Below are 1,221 nucleotides of genomic sequence, written 5' to 3'. Positions count from 1 at the left end.
CGCCTATACCTATACGATCAACGAGGCCAACTCTGCGGTGCAGGCGCTGCGGCTGTCGACCAACACGCTGAGCGAGATCTTCAGCTACACCATGCGTGATGCCGCCGGCGCCACCGCCACGGCCGCGCTGACGATCACCATCCACGGCGCCGACGACGCCCCTGTTCTGGCGGCCCAGACCGCCACCCAGAATGCCACGGTCAATACCGCCTTTTCGTTCGCGTTACCGGCCGGCACTTTCACCGATGTCGACAGCGGCGAAACGCTCACCTACACGGCAACCTCTGCCGACGGCTCGGTTCTTCCCACCTGGCTGAGCTTCAATGCCGCGACGCAGACCTTCAGCGGTACGCCAACAACGACAGGCACGTCAGGCATCAAGGTGACGGCAACCGACATTGCCGGCCTCGCCACCAGCGAGACCTTCAATATTACCACGACGATAGCGGGCAACACGACGCCGACGGCGGTTGCCGATGCTGGCGATGCGACCGAGAAGGGCGGCATTGCCAATGGCTCGGGTGGTTCTGTCGCCAGCGGCAACGTGCTTGCTAACGACACCGATCCGGATCAAAACGACACCAAGACCGTCACGGCGGTCAGCTTCGGCGCGACAACAGGCACGCTCGGCACCGCACTTACCGGCACCTATGGCAGCCTGCTCATCGATGCGACGGGCGCCTATAGCTATACGATCAACGAGACCAACTCCGCGGTACAGGCGCTGCGGCAATCGACCAACACGCTGAGCGAGGTCTTCAGCTACACCATGCGTGACGCCGCAGGCGCCACCGCCACGGCCTCGCTGACGATCACCATCCACGGTGCCGACGACGCGCCGGTTCTGGCGGCCCAGACCGCCACCCAGAATGCCACGGCCGGCACCGCCTTCTCCTTCGTGCTGCCGGCCGGCACCTTCACCGATGTCGACAGCGGCGAAACGCTGACCTACACGGCAACATCTGCCGACGGCACGGCTCTTCCCGGCTGGCTGAGCTTCAATGCCTCGACGCGCACCTTCAGCGGTACGCCGACGACATCAGGCACGTCAGACATCAAGGTGACGGCAACCGACATTGCCGGCCTCGCCACCAGCGAGACTTTCAGCATCAATACGGCCGCCGCCCCCACAACCTACAGCCTGTTCAGTGCCACCAGCACACCGGCGCAGACGAACCTCAACGATGGCCAGCAACTCGAGCTCGGCGTCAAGTTCCAGGC

1 protein-coding gene is annotated in these 1,221 nt (G+C 64.2%); it reads left to right on the top strand.

Features of this window, described 5'->3' with window-relative positions; translation table 11 throughout:
* The coding region (locus AAAB35_RS00090) for a putative Ig domain-containing protein (RefSeq protein WP_340666219.1) at positions 1-1,221 on the top strand (1,221 nt) is incomplete at both ends.

Origin of the sequence: Phyllobacterium sp. (genome assembly GCF_037994425.1) — a bacterium.
Taxonomy (GTDB): Bacteria; Pseudomonadota; Alphaproteobacteria; order Rhizobiales; family Rhizobiaceae; genus Phyllobacterium.
Note: the sequence above shows the minus strand (reverse complement) of the source record. Positions and strands in the feature narration are given on the sequence as shown.